Annotated in this window: 22 protein-coding genes; 13 read left to right on the top strand and 9 right to left on the bottom strand. The window is 60.0% G+C overall.

Annotated elements, in window-relative coordinates; translation table 11 throughout:
* Nucleotides 1–10 precede the first annotated feature (10 nt).
* Together WKF55_11680 and WKF55_11675 are read right to left on the bottom strand one after the other, a co-directional pair.
* On the bottom strand, nucleotides 11–1,555 hold the full coding sequence (locus WKF55_11680) for a phytoene desaturase (GenBank protein ID MEJ7760235.1): 1,545 nt from the start codon (nucleotides 1,553–1,555) through the stop codon (nucleotides 11–13).
* A complete protein-coding gene (locus WKF55_11675) occupies nucleotides 1,555–2,499 on the bottom strand; it encodes a MerR family transcriptional regulator (protein ID MEJ7760234.1) in 945 nt (314 codons plus the stop codon). The genes WKF55_11680 and WKF55_11675 overlap by 1 nt, the downstream gene beginning before the upstream one ends.
* Nucleotides 2,500–2,641: 142 nt before the next feature.
* On the opposite strand from WKF55_11675, the gene WKF55_11670 reads away from it, so the two are divergent.
* From WKF55_11670 to idi, 4 genes are read left to right on the top strand one after another with little or no spacing between them, the layout of a single operon-like run.
* Nucleotides 2,642–3,550: a carotenoid biosynthesis protein gene (locus WKF55_11670; GenBank protein ID MEJ7760233.1), complete on the top strand. Its 909-nt coding sequence runs from the start codon at nucleotides 2,642–2,644 to the stop codon at nucleotides 3,548–3,550.
* A 2-nt stretch (nucleotides 3,551–3,552) separates the two neighbouring features.
* Nucleotides 3,553–5,580, top strand: coding sequence for a squalene/phytoene synthase family protein (locus tag WKF55_11665; GenBank protein ID MEJ7760232.1), 2,028 nt, complete (start codon nucleotides 3,553–3,555; stop codon nucleotides 5,578–5,580).
* A complete protein-coding gene (locus tag WKF55_11660; protein MEJ7760231.1) occupies nucleotides 5,577–6,302 on the top strand; it encodes a lysophospholipid acyltransferase family protein in 726 nt (241 codons plus the stop codon). Before WKF55_11665 ends, WKF55_11660 begins: the two co-directional genes overlap by 4 nt.
* The gene (gene idi, locus WKF55_11655) at nucleotides 6,299–6,859 is read left to right on the top strand and encodes an isopentenyl-diphosphate Delta-isomerase (GenBank protein MEJ7760230.1); all 561 of its coding nucleotides are present in this window, start codon (nucleotides 6,299–6,301) and stop codon (nucleotides 6,857–6,859) included. The genes WKF55_11660 and idi overlap by 4 nt, the downstream gene beginning before the upstream one ends.
* Nucleotide 6,860: 1 nt before the next feature.
* On the opposite strand, the gene WKF55_11650 is transcribed toward idi, so the two are convergent.
* On the bottom strand, nucleotides 6,861–8,084 hold the full coding sequence (locus WKF55_11650) for an amidohydrolase family protein (protein ID MEJ7760229.1): 1,224 nt from the start codon (nucleotides 8,082–8,084) through the stop codon (nucleotides 6,861–6,863).
* Between the two features lie 217 nt (nucleotides 8,085–8,301).
* Between WKF55_11650 and WKF55_11645 the strand changes: the two genes are divergently transcribed.
* Genes WKF55_11645 through WKF55_11635 form a run of 3 tightly spaced genes read left to right on the top strand, consistent with a single transcriptional unit; the run spans nucleotide 8,302 to nucleotide 10,273 of the window.
* Nucleotides 8,302–8,892 carry a DUF2911 domain-containing protein gene (locus tag WKF55_11645; protein ID MEJ7760228.1) on the top strand — a complete coding sequence of 197 codons (591 nt, stop codon included), beginning with the start codon at nucleotides 8,302–8,304 and terminating at the stop codon, nucleotides 8,890–8,892.
* Between the two features lie 22 nt (nucleotides 8,893–8,914).
* Entirely contained in the window at nucleotides 8,915–9,340 is a 426-nt protein-coding gene (locus WKF55_11640; protein MEJ7760227.1) for a hypothetical protein, read from the top strand.
* A 33-nt stretch (nucleotides 9,341–9,373) separates the two neighbouring features.
* The gene (locus WKF55_11635; GenBank protein ID MEJ7760226.1) at nucleotides 9,374–10,273 is read left to right on the top strand and encodes a DUF2911 domain-containing protein; all 900 of its coding nucleotides are present in this window, start codon (nucleotides 9,374–9,376) and stop codon (nucleotides 10,271–10,273) included.
* Nucleotides 10,274–10,279: 6 nt separating this feature from the next.
* Here WKF55_11635 and WKF55_11630 read toward each other — a convergent pair whose 3' ends face one another.
* The gene (locus tag WKF55_11630; GenBank protein MEJ7760225.1) at nucleotides 10,280–10,462 is read right to left on the bottom strand and encodes a hypothetical protein; all 183 of its coding nucleotides are present in this window, start codon (nucleotides 10,460–10,462) and stop codon (nucleotides 10,280–10,282) included.
* A gap of 100 nt (nucleotides 10,463–10,562) precedes the next feature.
* Between WKF55_11630 and WKF55_11625 the strand changes: the two genes are divergently transcribed.
* From WKF55_11625 to WKF55_11615, 3 genes are all read left to right on the top strand, one after another.
* A complete protein-coding gene (locus WKF55_11625; GenBank protein ID MEJ7760224.1) occupies nucleotides 10,563–12,221 on the top strand; it encodes a M28 family metallopeptidase in 1,659 nt (552 codons plus the stop codon).
* Between the two features lie 62 nt (nucleotides 12,222–12,283).
* Nucleotides 12,284–13,018 (top strand): DUF72 domain-containing protein, encoded by a 735-nt coding sequence (locus WKF55_11620; GenBank protein MEJ7760223.1) that lies wholly within the window; start codon nucleotides 12,284–12,286, stop codon nucleotides 13,016–13,018.
* An 87-nt stretch (nucleotides 13,019–13,105) separates the two neighbouring features.
* Nucleotides 13,106–14,857 carry a multicopper oxidase domain-containing protein gene (locus WKF55_11615; protein MEJ7760222.1) on the top strand — a complete coding sequence of 584 codons (1,752 nt, stop codon included), beginning with the start codon at nucleotides 13,106–13,108 and terminating at the stop codon, nucleotides 14,855–14,857.
* A 9-nt stretch (nucleotides 14,858–14,866) separates the two neighbouring features.
* Here the strand turns inward: WKF55_11615 and WKF55_11610 are convergent, their stop codons facing one another.
* From WKF55_11610 to deoC, 4 genes are all read right to left on the bottom strand, one after another.
* Nucleotides 14,867–15,199: a hypothetical protein gene (locus WKF55_11610; protein MEJ7760221.1), complete on the bottom strand. Its 333-nt coding sequence runs from the start codon at nucleotides 15,197–15,199 to the stop codon at nucleotides 14,867–14,869.
* 116 nt (nucleotides 15,200–15,315) lie between these two features.
* Nucleotides 15,316–16,200: an aldehyde dehydrogenase family protein gene (locus WKF55_11605; GenBank protein ID MEJ7760220.1), complete on the bottom strand. Its 885-nt coding sequence runs from the start codon at nucleotides 16,198–16,200 to the stop codon at nucleotides 15,316–15,318.
* A gap of 3 nt (nucleotides 16,201–16,203) precedes the next feature.
* Nucleotides 16,204–17,748: an aldehyde dehydrogenase family protein gene (locus tag WKF55_11600; GenBank protein ID MEJ7760219.1), complete on the bottom strand. Its 1,545-nt coding sequence runs from the start codon at nucleotides 17,746–17,748 to the stop codon at nucleotides 16,204–16,206.
* Nucleotides 17,748–18,683 (bottom strand): deoxyribose-phosphate aldolase, encoded by a 936-nt coding sequence (deoC, locus tag WKF55_11595; protein ID MEJ7760218.1) that lies wholly within the window; start codon nucleotides 18,681–18,683, stop codon nucleotides 17,748–17,750. The genes WKF55_11600 and deoC overlap by 1 nt, the downstream gene beginning before the upstream one ends.
* Nucleotides 18,684–18,833: 150 nt before the next feature.
* Between deoC and WKF55_11590 the strand changes: the two genes are divergently transcribed.
* Both WKF55_11590 and WKF55_11585 read left to right on the top strand, forming a co-directional pair.
* The gene (locus WKF55_11590) at nucleotides 18,834–19,505 is read left to right on the top strand and encodes an HAD-IA family hydrolase (protein ID MEJ7760217.1); all 672 of its coding nucleotides are present in this window, start codon (nucleotides 18,834–18,836) and stop codon (nucleotides 19,503–19,505) included.
* A gap of 73 nt (nucleotides 19,506–19,578) precedes the next feature.
* A complete protein-coding gene (locus WKF55_11585) occupies nucleotides 19,579–20,250 on the top strand; it encodes a Bax inhibitor-1/YccA family protein (GenBank protein ID MEJ7760216.1) in 672 nt (223 codons plus the stop codon).
* Nucleotides 20,251–20,259: 9 nt separating this feature from the next.
* Here the strand turns inward: WKF55_11585 and WKF55_11580 are convergent, their stop codons facing one another.
* Complete coding sequence (locus WKF55_11580) at nucleotides 20,260–20,550, bottom strand: 4a-hydroxytetrahydrobiopterin dehydratase (GenBank protein ID MEJ7760215.1); 291 nt, start codon at nucleotides 20,548–20,550, stop codon at nucleotides 20,260–20,262.
* Nucleotides 20,551–20,651: 101 nt separating this feature from the next.
* Here WKF55_11580 and WKF55_11575 point away from each other — a divergent pair, with 101 nt between their 5' ends.
* A complete protein-coding gene (locus WKF55_11575; protein ID MEJ7760214.1) occupies nucleotides 20,652–21,770 on the top strand; it encodes a radical SAM protein in 1,119 nt (372 codons plus the stop codon).
* The last annotated feature ends 124 nt before the right edge of the window (nucleotides 21,771–21,894 follow it).

Raw genomic sequence — 21,894 nt, 5'->3', positions numbered from 1 at the left:
GCACCTGCCATCAGTTGCCGGTGATTGCGATGATTGCACCCGGACGCGATGATGCGCCGCGCGGAGGGAGCGGCTCGGCGCTCGCGGGCCGTGGTACAATCCGCTCCAAAACCCGGGCTGACGAAAGCACCCCGGGCACTCCTCCGCCCGGATGTGTCCCCGCGCCAACAAAGTAAAGCCCCTCTACGTCGCCTGAGCGATTGTGGTAGCGAAAGTACGCCGACTGCGTGAGAATCGGCTCTGGACCGAAAGCAGAACCGTCGGCGGAGCGAAGAGTGTGTTCGAAATCGTGAGGCGTCATAAACGAAGTGGACACCAGCGAATCTGAAATGCCTGGGAGAACACGCGCTTCAAGCTCATCGACGATGCGCGCGAAATATCGATTGGCCTCTTTGCTCCAGTCGATACCGCTTTTGTTGTTTGGCACCGGCGACAGGACGTAAAACCCCTCGTGGCCCGGCGGCGCAAGCGAGGGATCGGTGCGTGTGGGCGCGTGAAGATACAACGAAAAATCGGCTGCCAGAATGCGCCGCCTGAAGACGTCGTCGAGTAAGTCCTTGTACCGGTTGCCGAGTACGATCGTATGGTGCGCGATATCCGGGTACTGCCGTGTGGCGCCGAAGTAGGCGACGAACAAACTCATTGATTGTCTGACGCGCGCCACGGATCGAGGCGCGTTTTTTTTGAGGTGTTGTGGCGAAATCAGGTGAGAGTATACGTGAGTGGGATCGGCGTTGCTGACCACGATGTCGCACGGAATCCACTCTCCGCTCTGAGTCTGAACGGCGCGAGCGGTGCCGTTCGCCACCTCGATCGCCGTCACTGCCGTATCGAGCCGCACTTCGACATCCAGCTCCGTGAGAAGTTGCACGAGTGCGGTAACCAGCGACGTCGTGCCACCCATCGCGAAATGCACGCCCCATTTCCGCTCCAGCCAGTGAATCAGGAGATAAATGGACGTTGTAGTGAATGGATTACCGCCTACGAGCAGCGGCTCAAAGCTAAATACTCTCCGCAGCCGGTCGTCTTTTATGTACCTCGACACCAGCCCATACACACTGCGGTAACTCTCCAGTCGCATCATTGCCGGGATGACGCGCATCATATCGACGGCCCGGTGAAAAGGCTGGTCCGCGAGCTGTGTATATCCGACATCGAAAATGCGCTCTGCGTGGGCCGCCAGCTTACGATAGCCGTCGACATCACCGGGGCTGATCGCGGCGATATTCTGAATCAACCTCTCCTCGTCCCCCACGTAATCGAACCGGCTCCCATCACGAAACAGCACGCGGTAAAAAGGGTCGACTGGAACGAGGGTGGCGTAATCGCTCAGGCTGCGGCCGGCCAGTACGAATAGTTCCTCGAGCAGGTACGGGGCAGTGATTACCGTTGGACCGGCGTCGAAGGTAAAGCCATCACGCCGGAATACACGTGCCCGTCCTCCAGGTTGGTCGAGAGCCTCGAGCACGGTTACCCGGTAGCCCATCACACGAAGACGTACTGCCGCCGCCAAGCCTCCAAATCCGCTTCCGATCACCACCGCATGCGCGGACACTACGCTACACCGGCCGCGTGCTCCAGGCGCAGCCGCCGAAGCTGATCGCGCAGCGCGCCCAGGTCGGGGAGCCACGTCACCCCCATTCGCGCAAGCTTTTCGGCCTGCCCCGATATCGCCTTCCCACCGAGGAGTATCGTGACGTTGCCTGGAAGTTGCTCGCGAAGACCTGAAAGCTCGGAAAACAGCGAATCGGCATCCGTTGAATGAATCACGCTCAGCGCCACGACGGTTGCCGATGCCCTTGTGACTGCCCTGGCAATGTCTTCCGCGGGAAGGTCGGCACCCAGGTACTCCACCCTCCATCCCTCTTCTGCCGCCACCACCCCACTCAGGAGCGCGCCCATTTCATGTCGCTGTCCGGTCGGCGTCGATGTCACGATCGTTGGACTGCCATCGTCGACTTCAAGCTGATCCATCACCCAGCCCAGCACCCTCTGCAGTGCAGCAGAGACAAGGTGCTCGTGCGCAGGAAAAATGCTTCCATCGTCCCAGAGTTCTCCCACGCGGTGAAGCAGTGGGACGACCAGAGCCTCGACGAAGCGCTCGCTCCCCATGATTACCAGAGACCGCATGAGCAACCCGTGAACCCGACCGCTGTCCATCAACTCGACAGCCTTCAAACACTCGGCCATCTGGCGCTTTGCTGCACCTTTGTCGGATCTCGCCCGCGTTTCGGGCTCGTCGCGCACCAGCTCCAGCAGCGTCTCTGTGGAAAGGTTGGCAACGCCGCCAATGCCATGGCCTGATTCGGTAACCCTCTTCAGCAGCCGCAGCTTGACGACGTCCGCATCGTCGTAGACGCGAATTCCGTCGTCCCGCCGCTTCGGAACCACAGCGCCATAGCGACGCTCCCATGCTCGCAGAACGTGCGCCGAAAGGCCCGTTTTCTCCACCACGGCGCCGATCGGAAAAAGCGGGCGCCCGCTTGATTCGTCCGCCAAAGCATGCCTCTTGCTGTAGAAGTGTTGTCTATTATAATTTGCACTCGCAGCCTTGACAACCCTTCGACGACGACCGAAATTGGTGCTCGCGTGTTTGACAGCGGTTGCACAACTGAAATAGATCGATGGGAGAGCCTGCGGCTTGCGCGACACGAGCGGAACGAGAACCTCGAGGGATCAGCGGAAGTCAGATTTGTGGAGCGAGAAAGCGCTTATCGCGCTCGCCGCCTTCACGGTTATGACGCTGCTGGGATTTTCGACATTTGGCCTCAACCCGGGTCTTATCAGACATGTGCCGGGTGCTGCGAGCATCTACTCGTACGCGTTTCGATTTTTTGCGGTCGCCCATGTCTGGCTTGCGTGGGGCGTCCTTGCGTTCTTCCTCACCCGCACCGTCGGAACGCGTTGGTTACCGTCTTTTTTCGTGCTTTATGCGATCAGTCTTGCAAGCGAGCTGTTGGGCACGGTAACTGGACTCCCTTTCGGCGAATACAGCTATAGCCCACTGCTCAACCCCATGTGGTTCGGGCATGTGCCGATTGTGATTCCCCTCAGCTGGTTTTTCATGGCCGTCCCTTCTTATGCGTTGGCGCAGTCGGTTCTGCCTGCTCCCGAGAGGAGGCGGGCTCGTGTTTTCCTGGGATCGGCTGCGTTGCTGAGCTGGGATCTGAGTCTCGATCCGGCAATGAGCTATGCAACTCAATACTGGGTCTGGGCGTCGAGCGGCGCCTATTACGGAATGCCGTGGCTCAATCTCTTCGGCTGGTACGTAACCGGCCTGGCACTGATGGCGGCCCTCGCATTACTGCGTGCGGATCGATGGATAGCGGCCCTGCCGATACGATGGATCACCGCGTTCTACCTCGCAAATCTCGCGCTGTCCCTGGGCATGAACGTCGCCGCGGGTCTGTGGGCGGCCGTCGGTGCTGCGCTCGTCGCGCTACTCGCTGCCTTCCTTGTCGGGCGATGGCTCGGTAACACGAGGCCTCGATCGATGGGTGCCGATACCAACGTTATCTCAACCGATCAGTCAACCCGGCTGGCGACCTGACCATGATTGCGACATTCATCCCTCAGATCGTAAGAAAGACGCAAACCGACGCGGGCCTGGCTCGTGGTGCGCTCCAGTCGATTGCCCAGTGGGCCGAATCGGAGGGAATGGCTGTCGCGCAGTTGGAGGGACAGCTCATCAGACCGGTGGTGGCATTGTCAGGCTGGCGTTCGCTCTCCGCCGCGCCGCCGCCAGCTGAGTTCTGGTTTGGCGCGATGGCGGTGCAGCTCGCGCACGAAGCATCGCTTCTTCACGACGATGTTGTGGACGGTGCGGCGGTGCGGCGAGGTATTCCGACCGTTGTTGCCACGCGCGGTGCAGCTGCTGCGCTCGTGCAGGGGGATCATCTTCTCACGACGGCGTATCGATACGCTGTGCGAACGGGCAGCCCATCATTCGTCGAGCTCTTTGCCCGCGCCGTAGAGCGGACAGTCGCCGGAGAACTTGCACAGGCACGCGCGACTGGCCGGGTCCTCTGCTTTGAGGAATACTCTGCGATTGCGGGCGGAAAGTCTGGAGAGCTGATCGGCTGTGCAATAGCGCTTGGTGCCTCGCTCTGCGCCCCCGAGCGTGTCCTGGCCTATCACGAAATAGGATGCCGGGTAGGCCTGGTCTATCAGATGCTGGACGACCTTCTGGATCTTGCGCCCGCGACCGATACCGGGAAGCCCGCTCTGGTCGACTACGCACAAGGGCACTGGACGTGGCCGCTCGCCAAGCTTGGCGTTGAGGCATTTGGTGCTGAGCCAGACTCTCTTATGCGCGCATTGCATGTCGAGTCGGCGGGACAAACCGCACTTCGATGCTGCCTGTGTCAGTACGAAGAAGAGGTGGATGCTGTCACCAGAGAAATCGTGAGCCACTTTGGCGACAGCGCTACCCTCATCGAAATGTTAGGGGGCTGGCGTCGCCGTGCTGGAGAAGCGGTCGAGCGAGAGGAGGTAGCAGCAGCTCGATGGACCGCCGGTGTCTCTCGGATCACATCGCCTGCCAATGCCCCCCCGACCTTCCTGCCTCTCAGCGTTTCCACGGCTCGATCGCCTTCCGTGCTGCGCCCCAGCCCGCAACTGATTGCAAAGCTGATCCCTTCGGCGAGCGAGAACGCATATCTGGCGAGGAACAGCCGCTCGTTTCGGTTCGCGACGCGGTTTTTTCCTGGTGGTGCCGACGACCGTGTTACTCGCGTTTACGCGTATTGCAGATTTACCGACGATCTGGTGGACGATCCGGCCACCGATCCAGTCACCGCCGCCTTGCTGCTCGATGAGTGGATGGAGCTCTCCCGCCGCGCGTACGGCGGTTATGCCTCTGGTCTTCCCCTGCTCGATCGCGTCATGAGTGAAATGGCTGGCGCTCGCGTTCCCTTCATCTATGCGGAGCAGCTTGCCGAGGGGATGCGGATGGATCTTCGCGGCGAGCGGTATGGCGGGATGCTGGAATTGCAGCGATACACATACCGTGTCGCCTCCGTTGTGGGTCTCTGGATTTCCGAGCTTTTCAACGTTCGGGATCATGTTGTGTTGCGACGGGCAGAGGCGATGGGGCACGCGATGCAGCTCACCAATATTCTTCGCGACGTAGGCGAGGATTTGCGCGCAGGTAGATGCTATCTGCCGGCGGATATGATGCGGACGCACCAGGTGACGGAGGCCGAGCTCAGCCTTGGCCAGCCCCCCGCCGGGTATGCGGCGTTGATGGAAGAGTTGATCGTTGCGGCCGAGTCTGCTTACCGCGCCGGATTTACGGGGGTGTTGGATCTTCCGCGGGGACTTCAGCTACCTGTCGCTGTTGCCGGCTATGTGTACAGGGGCATCCTCGATGAAATTCGCAAGTCCGGCTACGACAACCTCTCGCGTCGCGCGCGCACTTCGGGCCCTCGTAAAGCCCTGCTGGCGACCCGCGCGGTGATGGACCTCCAGGTGAGGTTGCGCCGGCGACGACGGGTTGAGCACGAGGTCACGTTCGTCTCGGAAGAGGATCGCCACAGAGAACAGCGGCGACCCTCACTGTCGCAGACTCTTTCCCGTTGACTGCAATCGATCTTCCGTTGCCGGGAGCGCTCCGTGCGTTCGATGCGATGTTCCTTCCGTGGATGCGACGCCGTATAGCGGCAGTCCACATTACGGGACTGGACAACGCGGGCTCGAAGCGGCCGCTGATTCTCGTCAGCAATCATGTGAGCTGGTGGGACGGATTTCTGTTGCGCGAAGTCCACCGGCTTCTACGCCCCGGGGCACCGCTCAATACCGTGATGCTGGAGTCAGAACTCGGGCGCCGGCCGCTGTTTCGCCTGCTTGGATGCGTGGGAATCGATCCGGGCAGCCCCACGAGCGTTGCTCGCTGCGTCCGCTCGTTACGCGGACGGCTCGAGCGACGTCCCGATTCGGTGGTCGCCTACTTTCCGCAAGGCCGCATCTGGCCGTCTCACGTCAGACCGCTCGGCTTTGAAAAAGGTATCGAGCTTTTTGCGAGGCATCTTCCGGCGGCGGATATCCTGCCTCTGGGCATCCATCTCGAGCCACTGTCGGCGCCCGCCCCCCACGCATTTTTAGCTGCGGGCAAGGTCGTCGACGCGCAATCTGCAACGGCAGCGGACCTGGAACAGACGGTCGAGCGCCTGCTGGATGGCATTCTGTCATTTGTCGCCGAGCATGGCGAAGGCGCCCCTGCCGCGTGGCCCTCCGTGCGCGGGTCGATGTCAGCTCTGCGCGGCGGAGCACCGGAGATTGCCTTGGTCCGCGCTACAGGATGATCGACAACGAGGAGCGGGTGATACTCGTATCGAACACCGACATCGAGATTGGTGAGGCGCCGAAACTCGAGGTGCACCGAACTGGAGCACTTCATCGAGCATTCTCGGTTTTTGTATTTGATAACGATGGCCGTTGCCTGCTTCAGCGGCGTGCTGAGACGAAGTATCACAGCCCCGGCCTCTGGTCGAATACGTGCTGCGGTCACCCACGACCCGGTGAGCGATCTGCGAAGGCGGCAAGACGGCGTCTCAACGAGGAGATGGGATTAGATTGTGATCTAACCTGGGTGACAAGTTTCCTCTATCAGGCATCGCTTGATATGGCTTTGATGGAACACGAGTTCGATCACGTTTATGTCGGGTCGACGAGCAATGTACCAGGACACGATTCAGCGGAAGTCGAAGAGTGGCGGTGGGTTAGTGTGAACGACATCCGGGATTGGCTGACAACTCAGCCGGAATCATTTACGGCCTGGTTCCCGCCTGCGTTTGATCACATGCTCGGCGCGTGCCGGATGGCTACGGAACCCGGCATCGTGGCCGCTGCAAGCGCTTAGCTCATCGCGACCAGGCACCTCTCGGAAGTGCGCGCGTGATTCTCAGTGCGTTCTGGTAGTACACCTTCCTCAGGACCGTGTCGGGGAGATCTATCCCGTACAACTGCCAGGACGCGTGATAGTCACGGTAATAGTCGAAGTAATCGTCACGCGTCTCGAAGACGCGCCAGTAGTACGGATATTCGTCGGGCTGATATGAATCCTTACCGAACAGGATGCGGTCCTGATACCTCACAAAGAAGTCGTGCGCGGCCCGTGGCTGCCGGCCAATGTCATACAGCACGGCACCGACTTCGGTGTAAACGTTTGGAAATTCCGTCAGCAATTTGCCGAGTCGCGAGAGGTCGTTGGCGTGCCACCCCATGTGCGCTGCGACGAAAGTCGTTTTTGGATGCCTGCGAAAAAGATTGTTCCTCTCCTGAATCAGCGCATCGAAGCTCGGAAAATGATCCGGCGGATAGCGTCGGCCAGGGAACAGCGACAGTTCGAGCCACCGTTCATTGCTGTAATCCACGACTGGTTTGAAGAATTCCTGCGGATCTGCCGTGTGGATGAACACCGGAATACGGAGCCGGGCGCACGCTTCCCAGATCGGGTCGAGATCGGGAGAGTCGATGCGCAAGCGCGTTCCATCTGTTTTCTTGATCGAAAGCCCGAGACCCTTCGATATTTCTCCGAGGCCGACGGCGCCGGCAGCGATGTCGGCCTCGAGTTGCTTCACGGCTTTCCCGGCCCAGCCCGGTCCCACGTCCCTGAAGTTGACCCCCGCAAGAACGCGCACGCGATCCTTCATTTGCGGCGATGCACGAATTGCAGCTACGGCTCGCTGTAGCCGCTCACCCGACAGATTGTCTGCGGCAATCATTACCCGCACGTTCAGACTGTCGAGCGAAGCACCGAGCTGCGCCAGCCCTTCGGGTGTGCTGATCCGATCCTGCGGGTGACCATGGTAGTCGATTGCGGGATATTTCGCCGCTCGTATCATGTGCGCCGGTGTGACAAGCGTGGACCGGGGGCGATAGTCGAGAATGCTGGGTGGGGGTGTTTCCGGTGCTCTGCAAATCCCCGGACGAATCTCCGTTGTGCCCGCCGGACAGGACTGTCCGTTCCCAATCCGGGTCTCGCGCGCCGACTGGCCGGACCCTGGCGGTTGAGCTGCTGAAGCATCTGCGAGAACGAAAACCGCAACGACAGCGATCAATGCCGAAGTACGTGAACCAGCCACCTGTTCTCCGTTGGAAAAAAGACACGGTGAACATTATGCAATGAACGGCCCCTGACCAGTCCGCCCGCCCGACACAGCTTCCTCCCGTCTTCCGAGCTCAGCCAACCCCGCCCCGTGTCAGCTTGGCGCCGGTACGCCCCTACCGCTACTTTATCTCGCACACGCGGGGCTTGCGACGGTCGTGGTGACGATCAGAAAACCTTATCCTGTCAAATCAATGCGATATCAGTCAGCTGCACTTGCGCTCGCCTGCTCCACGATTGTTGCCGGCTCTCTCGCCGCCCAGGGGCCCATGCGGGCGTCTCCAAGTGGCCGAGCGACAACGCAGGTTACGCTTACGCTTGTGGACAGTGTGGCGCGCGCGGCCGCGAAGCCGTCGATGATCAAGATCGATTACGGTCAGCCGCACCTCCGCGGCCGCAAGCTGCTCACTGACAGCCTTGTTCCGTACGACAAGCCATGGCGCACCGGCGCGAACGACGCGACGAAGTTCACAACGGATGTTGATCTGGTAATCGGCGGTAAGAGCGTGCCCAGGGGCACGTATGTGATTCAGACAATTCCCGGCCGCGCCGGGTGGAAGCTGCTGATCCAGAAAGAGGCTCAACAATCGCCGATGGCAGCGGCAATGGCCTACAATCCGGCCAATGACGTAGCACGAATCGATCTTCGCCAAAGCACATTGCCAGCCCCGCTCGAGAGTCTGACGATGTGGCTGATCCCGTCGAGAGATGCCGGCGCACCGAAGGGCCAGTTGATAATGGCGTGGAGCACCATTGCGCTCACGACCGACTGGTCGGTGAAATAACGCGCACGTTACACGCATCGGCATGCTCGACATGCATCATATCGACCTGACGCGGCGCCGATTCGTTGGCGCCTGCTCAGCGGCTCTCGCAGCGCTGCTTGTCTTTCGTCGCGATGCATGGGCGCGCTCCATCCTGCCGCATCCTGCACCACGACCAGGGATCACTGCAGCGAGGGTGCTCACGAAACAGCAGCTTGCCGCCACGCCGAAGTTCATACCGCTGTTCGATTCGGTCCGTGCTATCCCCCAGATAATCGATGGAATTCGGTGTAACTGCGGCTGTACCGACCCGCCGCTTTTTTATTCCCTCCTGTCCTGCTACGAGGGAAATGGCATGGCGCGCGACTGCTTCATCTGTCAGGGCCAGGCCCGCCTCGCCGTCCGGCTTCACCGGGAAGGCAGGTCGCTCGCGCAGATCCGAGCCGCAATCGACGCGAAATTTGGTTGAGGAAACGAGGGAGCTTCGTTCTGTTTCGGTACCGTGACCTTCTATAAGGGAATCCTCATGGGGTTTGGCCTCGCTCTGCTTTTGTCCGCCACCCTGCCGCTCCCACTCGTCGCTCAGATTCGCGCGAGTGAGATCGGCACAATCTCACAGACGATTGATGGGACGACCCTAACCGTCGAGTACTCCCGGCCGCGAGCACGCGGGCGAGATCCACTCTTCGGGACAAAAGCAGTCCAGTGGGACGAAGTGTGGACGCCTGGCGCCAATTGGGCGACGACCCTCGAGGTCAGCAGGAATTTGAAGTTGAACGGGCGCCCGGTCGCGAAGGGCAAGTATTCGGTATGGATGGTCGTGAAGCAAAAGGGCGACTGGACGGTCGTATTGGATCCGAAGGTGCGCCAGTATCACATGGAACATCCCGATTCCAGCGCCACGCAGATTCGCTTTCCGGCAAAAGTCGACGCGGTTCCCTTTACGGAAGTGCTCACCTGGTCGATGCCCGAACTCCGCATTAGTGGCGGCAAGCTGGTCATGCAATGGGAACGGGCACGTGTCGCGATTGACGTCGAGGTCGAACCGTCGCTCGTCACGACACTTCCCGCCGGCGACGCGAAGCCGTTTCTGGGGCAGTACACATTCACCGAGCAGGATTCAACTGGCAAACCCGGCAAAGTGTCCGCATTTACGATTACGCACGAGGACGGCACTCTGAAAGGCCGATGGACTCCCGACGACCCGTACATGAAAAAGTTCGCGCTTGTACGAATCGCACCAGACTGGTTCGCACCCGGCGTGTACGATGAAAAGGGCCAGATCTACGAAGTGCTGAAGCCCGATGTCGTTGTCGAATTCACACGCGCGAACGGGCGCGTGGTGGGGTTCGTCATGAGACTGCAGGACGACAACTTGTGGGGAACCGCAACCAGAAAGTGACGTCGGTCAACGTTTGACTGCGCCCTCCGGATCGGTCGTCAAAGGCTGCTGAATTCGATGCGACGCGCCGAGTGGCGTTTGCGATTCCGGGAGCAGGCGGGTTACGAACCGTTGACCTTCCGAGACGCGCTCGATCTCTATTGCCATCGATCCGATTCCCTGCTCGCCAGCGTTCCAGCAGAGCTTCATGGATGACATCCTGATACTATTAGATGATCCTCGATCCGCGGCGGGACGCGCGCGGAAGCTCCGCCACTGCGCATTCCACTTTCATTCTACCCACAACATGATGAAGCAGTCACGCGTCATTGTCGCTTTCGCTGCACTTACTGCATGCACCGCCCCCGTGCGTTCAGGCACTGACCCGGTTCGCGCATCCGTCAGCGCAGACCGCATGACCACCGACGTTCGCACAGTGTCGTCTGATGCGTTCATTGGCCGCGGCCCCGCGACGCGCGGCGAAGAGCTGACGGTGAATTACATTCGCGATCAGCTCATTGCCGCGGGCGTACAGCCTGGCGGTCCAAACGGCTCATGGTTCCAGGAAGTGCCGCTGAGTCAGTCAGATATCACCGGGACACCATCGCTCTCGGTAACCGTTGGCGGCCGGACGATCGCACTGAGACAGGGTGAGCAGATTGCCGTGCGCGCGTCGATGCAGAACGTGGAGCGCGTCGACATTCGGAATGCACCGATGGTTTTTCTTGGCTATGGCGTCCGCGCCGCCGAGCGCAACTGGGATGACTTCAAGGGAGAGAGCGTGCGTGGCAAGGTTGGGATCGTGCTCGTCAACGATCCTGATTTCGAGACCGGGCAGGGAGATTTTGGCGGCAAGGCAATGACTTACTATGGGCGATGGACTTACAAGTACGAAGAAGCCGCGCGACAGGGATTGGCGGGACTGCTTATCGTACATGAGACCGCGCCGGCGTCGTATGGGTGGGCGACTGTCAAGAACTCCAACACAAACACGATGTTCGACATCGTGCGGGCGAATCCCGCCGAGGTGCATCCATTGCTCGAGGGTTGGGTGCAGCGGGATGATGCAGTGCGATTCTTCACCGCCGCAGGGCAGGACTTCGAGGCGCTCAAGCGGCGTGCACAGTCGCGCGACTTTCGCCCGGTGCCGCTCGGCAATGCCACGTTCTCGGCGAGCTATCAGGTGCGCCGCCGGACGATTCGCTCGAAGAACGTAATGGGTCGTCTGGCCGGTACGACTCATCCGAACGAGACCGTACTGTACGGCGCGCATTGGGATCATCTTGGCGTTGGCGCGCCCGATGCTCGCGGCGACAGCATCTACAATGGCGCGGTCGACAACGGAACAGGAATCGCCGCGGTGCTGGAACTGGCTCGCGTATTTGCCGCGGGCCCGCGTACGCAGCGGTCACTGGTATTCGCGTTCTGGACCGCTGAGGAGAAGGGTTTGCTCGGTTCGGAGCACTATGCGAGCAGTCCCGTGTATCCGCTCGAGTCAACTGTTGCCGGGTTCAACATCGACGCGCTGAGTGCGACAGGACGTGCGCGCGATGTGCTCGTTGTCGGTTACGGGCAGAGCGATCTGGAGGATCGACTAAAGGCCGTACTTGCCGTCAGCAACCGGGTGATCACGCCCGATGCCAGTCCGGAGGCCGGATATTTCTTTCGGTCGGACCATTTCCCGATGGCGAAGCGTGGCGTGCCGATGTTGTACATGGACAGTGGGTCTGATCTGCTGACGGGTGGGGCTGCGGCGGGCAAGCTTGCTGATGATACATATCGAAAGGATGCGTATCACCAGCCCGCGGATGAATACAATCCGGCGTGGAATTTTGGCGGGATCGCCGAGGATGTCGCGGTGCTGCACGGATTGGGAATGAACCTCGCCAATTCGCGAGACTGGCCGAACTACCGGGCGACATCTGAGTTCCGCCCGGTGCGCGACAAGACAGCAGCGCGAAGGCGATAAGCGGTCTGCCGGTGGTTGGCTGACTTCTCAACCGGGTCGATGAGATACCAGTAAAGCTGGGGATGTGCGGTTTTACGATTGGAGCAGCCGCATACGTCAAGCGGTTTCCCGTCGTGGAAATTCAGCAGACTTTCTATGATCCGCCGCCGCTGGCGACAATAGGGAAGTGGCGAAGTCAGGCGCCCGCTGACTTCGAATTCACGATGAAAGCGTGGCAGGTTATCACGCATCGTGGGACAAGCAGCACGTACCGCAGAATGAAGCGCGCGTTCGACGAGCGGGAACGCGCGGAGGCAGGTGGGTTCATGTTGAATCGCACGACTCTCGCGGCCTGGGATACAACCCTTGAAGCGGCTCGGGCCCTTCGCGCCACCGCGATTCTCTTCCAGTGTCCGCCCAGCTTCAAGGCGACGGATGATAACGTGACCGCCATGCGATCATTCTTTGCGGCTATCGAGCGACCCAGTGGAATTCGGTTTCTCTGGGAGCCACGCGGTGCCTGGCCCGACGATACGATCCTCACGCTTTGTCGCGATCTCGCGCTGACCCATACCGTCGATCCGTTCGTTCGGCCGTCAGTCACTCCCGAGGTGGTCTACTGGCGTTTGCATGGGAACAAGAGCGCGTACGCCAGTTACACTGACGCCGAGCTTCGTCAGATCATACAGTGGCTTCCCAAAGACTCGGCCGTCGACACTTACGTGATGTTCAACAACATACCGCGGGCGGCGGACGTGAAGCGTTTCATCGGATTCTGCAATTCCGAATTGACAATGCGTCTCGCCGGCGCAGTTTAGAGGCACTCAAACACAGGGTCGAAGTCAGACCTTTCACTCGACATTGTCGAAGCCGCGTGGCGCGCCGAAGGCACGGGCGACCCGGTGGTGCGAATCCTCGCGCTCGCCGAACCCGGAAAGCATCCGCAGGTTCCGGGACCGTTGCTTCGCGCCCCCGCCGGGACGACCGTGCATCTGACCCTGCGCAACCGCTCCGACTCGGCCGTGATGATGGGCGGCTTCCGTCAATCGACCGCGGCGAAGGACGACACCCTTCACCTTGCTGCTGGCGCGACGCGGCGGATCACGTTCGCGCTCGATTCTGTCGGGACGTTTTTCTACTGGGGCGTACTAAAGGGCCTTCGCACATGGAAAGACCGCGATTGGCTCGACTCGCAGCTCACGGGGGCATTTGTCGTCGATCCGGCGGGCACTCCTCCAGGAAAAGCGCGTGACAGGATATGGCTTGTGACAGAGTGGTTTCACTCATATCCTGACCGGCCATTCGAGAGCGTGCTGGTGTTCAATGGCAGGGCATGGCCGCACAACGATCGCCTTACTCTCGCGCAGGGCGACTCAGTTCACTGGCGGCTGATCAATGCCGCTGCCATCGAGCACCCGATGCATTTACACGGATTTTACTTTCGTGTCACGAGGCGTGGAGGTGAGCGAGCCGATACTGCCATCGCGCACGCGCATCAGGCACTGCAAAACATGCAGATCATGCAGCAGGGTGGCACCATGTCCATTTCCTGGCTGCCGACCACGCCCGGCAATTGGCTATTTCACTGCCACTTCGCGTCTCATGTTGGTGAGCACGTCACGCTGAACGGCTCACCGGATGCGCATCTCGCGTCGGTATCTACCGGCGCTACGAAGGCCGGAGGGAAGAAAGCCGCAAAGACAGTCGACCACGCGCACGAGAGTTCTCCCGGCGGACATCAGATGCGCGGTCTGGTCATCGGCATGCATGTCATGCCGGCGCGTGGCTACAAAGAGCCGGTCGTCACCAACCGGCGCACCATCCGGCTGCTCGCGCAGAAGAGCCCTCGCAGGTTGGCCGGCTTCCAGACGGCATATGGGTTCATGCTACAAACGAGCGATTCCGCACCACCACGCGACGCGGTGCAGATCCCCGGCCCCATACTCGAATTGAAACGGGGCGAGCCGGTGCGCCTTGTCGTGAAGAACAACATGGACGAACCGACAGGCGTTCACTGGCATGGACTGGAGATCGAAAGTTTCCCCGACGGCGTGCCGGGCTTCAGCGGCATCGGCAAACGCATCATGCCGCCGATCGCGCCTGCCGACTCATTCGTCGCTGAGTTTACACCGCCGCGGAGCGGGACATTTCCTTACCACTCTCACCTTCATGAGTTGAGGCAGATTGGATCAGGCATGTATGGCGCGCTCATCGTCAGCGATGCGCCGAGGGACACACTGCGCGACCACGTCGTTGTCGCTGGGGGTGGAGGCTTGCCGGTGTTTGACAAGTTGGGTCCGTCTTTTCTGCTCGTGAATGGGCGAGATCGACCGCGGCCGATTCGTATGACCGTCGGTGAGCCCAACCGGCTGCGAACCGTGAGCATCCATGCCGATAACATCCTGAGGTTCAGGCTGGGGGACGACTCCACGGTTGCGAGCTGGAATCCGATTGCGAGAGATGGCGCAGATTTGCCGGCAGCGTTGCAGGGCCAGCGGACGGCGACGGCAGAGATGGGACCCGGGGAGACGGCGGACTACACGTACGTGCCGATGAAGGCGGGTACGATGACGCTCGAAGTGTGGATGTGGCCGACGGGGAGCAGGGTTGGGGTGCCGATTATCGTAAGTCCGCAGGTGGTGGCGGAGAGGAAGTAGCGCGGGTCATTATCGCGCCTGCCCCCGTGCGCGCACTCGGCGTATGAACATATCGAGACCGACAAACGGAAGCATGGACAGAAGAGAGATTATCGGGAAGAACGAATATCCCGGGCTGATTTTGAAGACCCTGTAGATCGCGATGAGGGGTATGCTGAAGACAAGACGCGTCGCGTACGCGGGGAGCATCGCGATGCGCGCCGCGTCACTCATCGGCGCACAATCGCGCGCCGTCATTATCATTATCAATACAATGTTCGACAGCAGTCCTGCAATCGTGAACGGCCAGAACCACCAGGTCGACCACAGCCGGCGTTTGTGCACCCGAGTTGTATCAGTCATCTGGCGCGTTCGCCGTCCGCTGACGAACCTCATGAAGGTCGCCTACGCTCCTTGTTGCGTTAATCATGGGCTTGTCGAGAGTGTCATGGATTCCGCAACGCTTGCGCCTCGCGCTATCAAATCCCAATCGGATGCCACGTCGTCTTGAATTCGATGAAGTCCTTGATGTCGTAGACACCCTCCGCCTTCTCCGAATGCCAGTCGATCTTCTCCTCCGCCTTCCGTGTCCTCACCCGCTTCACCGAATCCGCTGCACCAAACCCAAGCTCCTTCCTGTCCTCCGCCCCAACAACCGCACTCACCCCTCGAATGTGCGTATGAGTAGCGAACGTCGGTATCAGCTCGCGCCTGAATCCTGTCAGCAGATTCACCACCCCACCCGGCAGATCTGAAGTCGCCAGCATCTCCCCAAGCACGATCGCCGGATACGGCTCCGTCTCGGACGCCAGCGCGATGACAGTGTTCCCGGAAACGATCACCGGTGCGATGAGACTCACCAATCCGAGCAACGGATCCGAATCCGCCGCAATGACTCCGACAATTCCCATCGGCTCCGGCACGGTGAAGTTGAAGAACGGCCCCGCTACAGGATTGGTATTCCCTACGACCTGCGCGTACTTGTCCGCCCAGCCTGCGTAATAAATGAGCCGGTCAACCGCAGCGGCGACTTCCTTCTCCGCCTCTCCCCGCGAAGCCCCGCCTGTACGCGAAATCGCATCAGCCATTTCATCCGCCCGCGACTCGAGCATCTCGCCGAGCCGATACAAAATCTGTCCACGGTTGTACGGCGTCCGCTTTGCCCAGTCCGGCCCCGCCTTCGCCGCGGCCTCTACCGCATTCCGCAGATCCTTTCGGGTGCACTGCGGCACGTTGGCGAAAAACTTCCCGTCCTTCTTCCCGTCTTCAAAGATAGGAAACACCCGCCCACTCTCCGACCTGATGAACGCCCCACCCACATAAACCTTGGGCGTCTTCGTAATCGGCAATCTATGGGATCCCATATATCAACCGATCTTCACGTAGTCGAGCAGCCCCTGCCTTCCCCCTTCCCGCCCGAACCCGCTCTCCTTGTAACCACCAAACGGCGACGACGGGTCGAACTTGTTGAAGGTGTTAGCCCACACCACGCCGGCCTTCAACTCGGTGCTCATCTTGAGTATCCGCGACCCCTTGTCGGTCCACACCCCGGCCGACAAGCCATACATGGTGTTGTTCGCCTTCTCCACCGCTTCTTCCAACGTGCGAAAGGTCAATACCGCAAGCACAGGCCCGAAGATTTCCTCCTGCGCTATCCGATGACTCTGCGTCACGTTGGTAAACACAGTGGGCCTGAACCAGAACCCGTTCCCCGGAAGGCTGCACGACGACTGATACATCGTTGCACCACCTGTCACTCCTGCCTCGACGAGCTCGGTGATCCGGTCGAGCTGCGCCCGCGAATTGATCGCACCGATGTCGGTGTTCTTGTCGAGCGGATTGCCCACTCTCAGGACATCGATCCGATTCCGCAGCTTCGCGACGAACGCCTCGGAGATGGTCTCCTGTACGAGCAGCCGGCTCCCCGCGCAGCACACATGTCCCTGATTGAAGAAGATTCCATTGACGACACCCTCCACCGCCTGGTCAATCGGAGAATCATCGAACACGATGTTTGCCGCCTTCCCGCCAAGCTCCATCGTCATCTTCTTGTCGTTGCCGGCCAGCTGCTTCATGATTCGCTTGCCAACCGCGGTCGAACCCGTGAACGCAACCTTCGCCGCAATCGGATGACCCATTACTGCGGCACCGGTCTCACCTGCACCGGTCACGAAGTTGATAACGCCCGGCGGTAGCTCAGCCTCCTCCAGCAGCTCCGCAAACTTCAACGCGCTCACCGACGACGTCTCAGCCGGCTTTAACACGACGGTGTTCCCCATCGCGATCGCCGGCGCAATCTTCCACGCCAGCATCAGCAACGGAAAATTCCAGGGAATCACCTGCCCTACGACTCCGAGGGGCTTTACATCGATACCCGGAATTGCGTACTCGATCTTATCAGCCCACCCGGCGTGATAAAAAAAGTGCGCGGCCGCCATCGGCACGTCGAAATCGCGTGATTCCTTGATCGGCTTGCCACCATCGATCGTCTCGGCCACCGCAAACTCACGCGCCCGGTCCTGCAGCAACCGCGCAATCCTGAAGATGTACTTTCCCCTCTCCTTCCCCGGCATCTTCGACCACACGTTGTCGTACGCCTTCTTCGCGGCCTGATACGCCGCATCGACGTCTTCCGCGTTGGCGAGCGCGATGCGCGAAACGACCTTTTCGGTCGCAGGATTTATCGAGTCGAAGTATTTCCCGGAGCGAGGCGCAACAAACTTTCCGCCGATGTACAGCTCGTATTGTGGCTTGATCTTCGGGTCAGCGGTCTCGGGCGCTGGATCGTATTCCCACAGATCACCGAAAATGAGTTGCGGAACCGGTGCCCTGCCTCCATGGCGAGAGCCGTTGGTCGAGAGCTGCCGCGACCCCTTTGCAACAGGCTTCGGGACTGACTTGATGGTGCCCATCAGTAACTCTCCGTCGCTTCGGTGAAATAGTAGGGCGCCTGATACGCGCCGGTCTTTTCTTTCTCGATCTGCCTCAGCAGATCATTCAGCAACGAGCTTGCGCCAAACCGGTACCGGCTCGAGTTGAGCCACGCATCGCCAAGCGTCTCCTTCACCGCCACGAGATAATGCAGCGCCTGCTTGGCGGTCTTTATCCCGCCGGCGGGCTTCATGCCGATCGCAGTGCCGGTCTCCATGTAGAAATCACGAATCGCCTCGAGCATCACCTGGGTGTTGCCAAGCGTGGCAGAACCGGACGCCTTGCCGGTGCTGGTCTTGATGAAGTCCCCTTCGCGGATCACACGCATCGCCAGAAACGACGCAGCACGAATCTTGTCGAAGCTCTCGAGCTCGGCAGTCTCGAGAATTACCTTGAGCGTGGCATCACCACACGCTTCGACAACGGACGCGATTTCATCCTGCACGAGCTGGAACTCGCCAGCCAGGAACGCCCCGCGGTTGATAACCATGTCGACTTCATCCGCACCATCGGCAACGGCTTGCTTCACTTCGACCAGCCGCACTTTCAACGGCGTCTGCCCGGCCGGAAATCCTGTCGCGACAGATGCAATTCTGATAGGCGTGTCCGCCAGGAGCTTTGCGGCGGTTTTAACATGCGCCGAATAAATGCACACCGCCGCAACCGGCGGAACCTCAGGGTCGGAACTCGGCCGCCGCGCCTTGGCGCAAAGAGATGCAACCTTGCCGCGCGTATCCTTGCCCTCGAGCGTGGTAAGATCCACCATCGACACCGCGGTGGTGAGGCCCCAGAGCTTTGATTTCTTCTTGATCGACCGCGTCTGGAACTTGGCGACGCGCTCTTCAATACCGACCTCATCTACGGTGCCGGTCTCGTCGAAGACTCGCTTGAACGCTGCTCTCGTTACGGTAGGCATCCTGCGGGTAATATCACGGCTGCTGCGCACCATTGCTACCGCCAGTTGCGTGCGACTGAGTCACGCGACGGAATCGCACCTACCTCCGTCCCGCGGGACAGTTTCGGCTTCCCCCACCAGGGAGCCAACTTTCAACATAGTTTTAGAGCGATGAATCCGCCTCGCCCCTTCGCCGTCCTGTTCGACCTCGACGGCACGCTCATCGACTCGGTCGGGCTGCTGCTCGCATCGGTGAAGCACACCTTCGAGGGTCGCACTCCCGCACCAACAGTGGAAGAATGGATCGCAGGCATCGGCACCCCGCTCGCGAAACAGCTTCGACCGTACGCCAGCTCAGAGGAAGAGGCAGCGGAGTTTCAACAGATCTACCGGGTGTTTCAAAGGGAGCATCACGACCGCCTGACGACGGTGTTTGATGGAGTACCGGAGACGCTCGCCGAGCTCGATCGGCGCGGCCACCCGATGGGCTTGGTCACGAGCAAGAGCAATGAAATGATGGAGCGCGGCATCAGGTACGTCGGTCTCGATCGCTACATGAAGACGATGATCGGCGCCGACTCCTGCGAGACTCACAAGCCGGACGCGTTTCCGGTGCTGCTCGCGCTCCAGGAGCTGGGTTACAACACCGACGAAGCCGTGTTCGTGGGCGACTCGCCTCACGACGTCAATGCCGGCAATGCGGCGAAGGTGGTGTCGGTCGCCGCGCTTTGGGGTCCGTTTACACGCGAGCAGCTTGCGCCGTGCAAACCGGCGCATTACCTGGATTCCATCCGCGGCCTGCCGGCGTTGCTGGACACCATCCAGGCCCCGCGCGCCGAATAGCAGTCATTCACGAACCCTCGCCCGTTTCACAGTGTATGATTGCACCATGATCCCCACCACTGGAGCAAGTTAGATGGGAGTGACTTTTCCCGCGGGAACCCTCGTTCGTACGGGCGCTGAGCGCGCGACGCTCGTTCGCCGTACCTACTCGCTCGTTTTTGTCAGTGTGCTGTTCACGATCGCGGGCGCGATGTTCGCGCTTTCGCAGCCGCGCTTGATGCAGGCAGTCGCAGCACATCCGTTCATTGCGATGGCAGCTACCTTCGCCCCGCTCATAATGGCGTTGCGCGCGAAGGACGCCTTCCCTGCCAACATTGGCCTGGTACTGCTTTTCACGTTCGTGGAGGGCGTCTTTATCTCGCCAATACTCTACGTCTACGGACAGCAACAGCCCGGGCTCATCACGCAGGCTGCGGTTCTAACCATCGGCGCCTTTGGCGTGCTTACTGGGTACGCATTTGTCTCGCGCCGCGACTTCAGCGCGTGGGGCAGCTTCTTCGTCGTTGGACTCTGGGTGCTTATCGGCACCTCGCTGCTCAATCTCTTCTTCCGCAACCCGGCAATGGACCTGTGGCTGGCAGGCGTTACGGTGCTTGTCTTCAGCGGTTTGCTGGTGTACGACACCTGGCGCATCCGCAATGTCTACGGACCCAACGACTATGTCGCGGCGGCGGTTCAGATCTACCTCGACCTGCTGAATATTTTCCTAGGGCTCCTGCGCGTGCTTGGAGGACGCCGAAGTTAGGGGTGCCGGCTACTCCCCCTGCTGCGCAGCTTCCAGCGCTTTAGCGAGGTCAATATCCTTTTGAGTTATGCCACCTGAATCGTGAGTGCTGAGCACCGCGGTCACCTTCGTGTACCGGATGTCGATGTCAGGGTGATGTTCCGCCGACTCGGCAGCATCCGCGGCCCGGTTCACAAACGCGATAGAATCCCTGAATTGCTTGAACTGGTAGGTCTTTGTGAGCACGTCACCTTTCCGGGACCAACCCACAAGACTGCCCAACTCACGCTGAATAGCGATATCAGATAACAGCTCGGCCATATTTCTCGCCTCCGTTTGCGACGTGTGGGAGTGGTTGAAGCCGCGCGCGAGAATGTAACAGCCAATATCGCATACGGGGGCATTTCGGGATATATTCGGGTATGAGCCCGGGCATCAGACCTTCGGCGAAAGCCAGAGCCATCCGTCAGCAAAGCCTTTTTGATGACGCATTCGAGCGTGAATCTCGCCTGATTCCGGTGATCGGCGAACAAAAAGACATCCGCTATTTCTCATCGATGGCGAAAACCGTGCTCAACGGGCCGGAAACCACGGGCATGGGATACTGGTCCATCAACCCATACGTAGGATGCGCATTCGGCTGTGCCTATTGCTATGCGCGTTACGCCCACCGCTACGTCATGGAACGAGCTGCAACCAGTGACCGGATGGATAACGGTCTCGCGCAACGCTTCGATGAGACGCCACCCTGGCTCGCGTTCGAGCGGAATATCTTCGTGAAACAGAACGCGCCCGAGGTTCTCGCCCGCGCTCTTCGCCAAGGCAGTGACAGACATCTGGGCCTCATCAACGGTGATGCTGTCGTAATTGGAACGGCAACTGATCCCTACCAGCCGGCGGAGCGACGGTTCCGGGTGACTCGCCGAGTTCTCGAGGTGCTTACCGATCATCCCGGTCTGACGGTAGTAATAATTACCAAAAGCCCGCTGATAACGCGCGACATCGACGTGTTATCGCGTCTTGGACGGCACTCTGACGTCAGCGTTCATATATCCCTGATAACGTTGAACCGGGACCTCGCGAGGCGCATCGAACCACGCGCGCCTACACCTGAAGCCCGGATCCGTGCGCTCGCACGATTGCGGGAGGCCGGTATTGACGCCGGGATCAACTGCATGCCGGTACTGCCCGGCATTACCGACAAACCGTCGGACCTCGAGGCTCTGGTGAAGCGAGTGTCGGAAGCTGGCGCCACCTACGTTGGCGCATGTGCACTCAGACTCCAATCATCCGCGCGAGCGAAATATCTGCCCTTCATCGAGTCCGAATTCCCTCATCTCGCTGAGAGATACCGGAATACCTATGCCCACGGATATCAGGCAGGCGATAAGTATCGGACAGGCCTGGCGAGTTTTTTTGACCAGCTATGCGTCAAGTACCGTGTAGCGAGTTGGGCAAGAGTCGAAGACGACAATGGGGGCGAGACGCCAACTGGCTATCCCGCCCCCAATGTTCAGCTCGCGTTCCCTTTCCCGGATTAGTGAATCCGGCCTGATTTTACTCCGCCTACTGTCTCGACGTCGAGTCCCGCTTCATGGTCGAGTCACGCTTCATCATCGAATCTTTCATCATCATCGAATCTTTCATCATCATCGAATCTTTCAT

Source organism: Gemmatimonadaceae bacterium, from assembly GCA_037721215.1.
In the GTDB taxonomy this organism is placed as follows: Bacteria; Gemmatimonadota; Gemmatimonadetes; order Gemmatimonadales; family Gemmatimonadaceae; genus UBA4720.
This window is presented reverse-complemented; position numbering and strand designations above follow the sequence as displayed.